We start from the raw sequence: 3,430 nt of genomic DNA on the forward strand, positions 1-3,430 counted from the left end.
TTCAACGAGCCGGCGATTCAAAACGAATAGCATAATATGAATTAATAACCTAGATCAATATGGCTTCCTGTCGAATGTTAGGTTTATAATGAGCAAAACCTACAGTAACCGCTGCACCCGCCCCACGTATTCCGTCAGCCTGCTGATGAGTAGGCTCGCCCGCGACGATGAGGAGATCGGGCAATGTCGGATGAGATTGATGCAGGCTCAAACGGCGGTTTGACCTGTGCGTCGCACAGTGCGGCGTCGCGTTTGATCGAGAGTTTGACGCCGGCGCGCCGACGCTACGAACGATGGCCTGATGAAGAACGTGACCGCATTGTCGCTGAGAGTTTTGCTCCTGACGTGACGGTATCTCAGGTTGCGCGCGAGAACGGGGTCGGCCTGGGGCTGCTGCACTACTGGCGGCGCCATGCACGCGCGGCGGGCGCAGTTGAGGAAATGCGGTTTGTGCCGGTAACGGTCGCCCAGGAGGAGCGATGCGAAGCCGCCGGGCTGGAACTGATCGTCCGCGATGTGACGGTTCGGATCCGGGGCGCGGTTGAGATGGACCACCTGCGCACGGTACTGGCGGCGATCCGGGAATGATCCCCATCGACGGAAGCGTACGGATCTTCGTGGCGACACAGCCGGTCGACTTCAGAGCCGGGATTAACCGATTGATGGGGCTCGTGACGCACGTACTGGGGCATGATGCCTGTGCGGGCGATGTGTTCGTGTTCCGCAACAAGGGCGCGGATAAGGTGAAGTTGCTCCGTCATGACGGGTCAGGCGCGGTCATGGCGACGAAATGGCTCGACCGTGGGAGGTTTTTCTGGCCGCCCGTGCAAAGCGGCACGATGGTCTTGAGCGGCCCGCAGTGCACGGCATTGCTGTCGGGTCTGGACTGGAAGAAATTGCCAACGCAAGAGGCGCGCAGACCTCTGATTTTTGGCTGATATCTGGGGTTTTCTGTGGCGGCGAGGAGCCGGTGTGGTATAGTCAGTCATGCCCGCCCAAGCCGACGATCTCCCTGGAAATATGGAGCAAATGGCGGCTCTGGTGCGTGAACTCCAGGCAGAAAATGCCCAACTGCGATCGCTGCTCAAAGGCATGGCCCAACAGGCCTTCGGTAGCCGTTCAGAACGCGCCAGCGTCATCTTGGGTGATCAAGGTCTCCTCGATCTCGGCGACCTTGTAGCCACGCCGGTGGCCGCAGCCAACGATGACGGCGACGCCGAAGATAAGCCTGCCGCCGCTCGCCCACGCCGCAAGCGAGGCCTGATGGCACTGCCGGCCCATATCGAACGTGTAGAGCGCGTGATCGATCCCGATACGCTGGATTGCCCCTGTTGCGGCGGCAAACTCCACAGGATCGGCGAAGATGCCAGTGAAGCACTCGACTGGGTGCCGGCCATCGTTCGCGTCATCCGCACGGTGCGTCCTCGTTACGCCTGCCGGGAATGCCGGGAGGGCGTCGTTCAGGCGCCGGCACCGCGCCGCGCGATCCCGGGGTCGATGGTCACCACCTCGACGTTGGCCTGGATGGCGACAGCGCGCTACGCCTGGTCGATCCCGCTCAATCGGCAGTTGCAGATGCTCGCAGGCCAGGGCGTCATCCTGGACCGGGCGCTACCGAGCCGCTGGATGCGAAAGATCGCATGGTGGGTGAAGCCGCTTTACGATCGCCTGTTTGCCTACATCCACAGCCAGTCCCGGATTTTCTGCGATGAGACCCGCATGCCGGTCCTCGAGAAAGGGCGAAAACGAACCCGCACGACACAGTTCTGGGCGCACGCTTGTGATGACGGACCCTGGTCAGGCCCGGCCCATCCGGCGGTGGTGTATATCCATGCTCGCGGCCGGCGGCATGCCGAGGCGTTCGAACAACTCGCCCGCTACCAGGGCGTTATCCAGGTCGACGGCTATGGTGCCTACAAGGCGCTTGTGCGCAGTGGTCCGGGCCGAGGCAAGATCACACTAGCCTTCTGTCTTGCCCAAGCCCGGCGCAAGTTCGTCGATGCCTACCGCAAATCGCCATCGCCGGTGGCCGCGGCAATCATCGCCCTGATCAGTCAGGTCTACGTGGTCGAGGCGCGTGTGCGCAAAGGCACCGCCGCACAGCGCCTCCAGGCTCGTCTCGCCGAAACCGCCGACGTCATGGCAAAGATCAAGGCCCAGATCGACACCATGCTTCCACGTCTGTCGCCGAAGTCCGATCTGGCCAAGGCGATGCGCTACACGCTCAACCACTGGAAGGGGCTGACGCTGTTCCTGGAAGACGGCCGGATCGAGGTCGATACCAACACCGTCGAGCGCGGCATGAGAAATGTGGCCCCGGGGCCGCAAGTCTAGCCTCTTCGCTGGTAGCGAGGAAGGAGCTCAGACCTGGGCCGTCATGGCATCGCTTCTCCAGACGGCTCGCCTGGGCGGCCTGGATCTCTACACCTGGCTCAATGACGTGCTGGAGCGCATGGACACGGGCGCTGTGAAGGTCAACGAACTGGACATCCTGCTCCCTTGGAACTGGCGGCTGGCGGCAGGCGTTCGGCGGGTCCGGCTTCATCAGGTCCCGCGAGCGGCGAAGACAAAGCCCCGCCGCCCGCCATCAACAATTATTCGCCTGCTGCCTCGACGGCGGTAGGGTTAGAAGGCGCAGACTTCGGTGCCCGCGCCATGCGCTTTTTCGGCGCAGACTTCTTCGGTGCAGCCGCCTTCGCCTCAGCTGCGTCCGACGGTCCAGTTGTTGCACCCGCATTCGTGGAGACAGCCGCTCCGGCTTCGGTTGGTTCCGATGCTCCGCCCTGCCCGGCCGCCTTGCCAAACAGACCGAGCTTACCACGCCGCTTGGGCGCGCCTGCCCCGCCCTCCGCGGTGGTCACTTCATCGGCGACTTCTTCAGCGGCCTTGGCCGAAGCGGCAGCACTCGGCTTCGCGGCAACGCTCCGCTTCGCAGCAGTCTTGCTGACAGCCTTGCTGCCCTTCGCCGCCGCCGGTCGCTTCGCAGCTTTGGTCGGTACCGGCGATGCGTTGTCTTCCGTCACCGGCACTTCGGGCGGAGCAACTGGCGCGTTTTCTGCTACTGCCGGATCGGTGTCCGTCACGGCCTCCGAAGCGCCGGCTTGTGCGGAGCCTCTCGGCTTACGTCCCGGCGCCTTCGCGCCTTTAGCAGCGCCTGTGGTCGCCTTCGCGGCCGCCCGCTTACCGACCGGGCGGCCCCGCGGTGCCTTGGCAGGTGCGTCGTCATTGGCACCAGCGTTCACGGTCTCCGAGGTTTTTTCGACCTCGGCCACCGGTGCGGCTTCAGCAGAGCGTTTTCTACCGAGCCCGATCCGACCCGCAATTTCGCGGCGCTGCGCCGCGAAGCTGGGCGCCACCATCGGGTAGCTGGCAGGAAGGCCGAAACGCTCGCGGTACTGGTCTGGCGTAAGCCCATTCGCGGACAGATGCC

General features: G+C 63.6%; 3 protein-coding genes and 1 pseudogene. 3 read left to right on the forward strand and 1 reads right to left on the reverse strand.

Annotation, left to right across the window (positions count from 1 at the left end; all coding sequences use genetic code 11):
* Positions 1-183 precede the first annotated feature (183 nt).
* The 3 genes and pseudogenes from PMI02_RS19540 to PMI02_RS19550 form a co-directional block, all read left to right on the forward strand.
* Positions 184-588, forward strand: a complete 405-nt coding sequence (locus PMI02_RS19540) for a transposase (RefSeq protein ID WP_007686107.1) — start codon at positions 184-186, stop codon at positions 586-588.
* The gene (tnpB, locus tag PMI02_RS19545) at positions 585-938 is read left to right on the forward strand and encodes an IS66 family insertion sequence element accessory protein TnpB (RefSeq protein WP_007686108.1); all 354 of its coding nucleotides are present in this window, start codon (positions 585-587) and stop codon (positions 936-938) included. Before PMI02_RS19540 ends, tnpB begins: the two co-directional genes overlap by 4 nt.
* Positions 939-987: 49 nt before the next feature.
* Positions 988-2,512, forward strand: a pseudogene (locus PMI02_RS19550) (IS66 family transposase); the annotation flags it as partial.
* Between the two features lie 82 nt (positions 2,513-2,594).
* Here PMI02_RS19550 and PMI02_RS26540 read toward each other — a convergent pair.
* Positions 2,595-3,430: MucR family transcriptional regulator (locus PMI02_RS26540; RefSeq protein WP_007686112.1), on the reverse strand; the 836-nt coding region annotated here is incomplete at its 5' end.

This window comes from Novosphingobium sp. AP12 (genome assembly GCF_000281975.1).
GTDB lineage: Bacteria > Pseudomonadota > Alphaproteobacteria > Sphingomonadales > Sphingomonadaceae > Novosphingobium.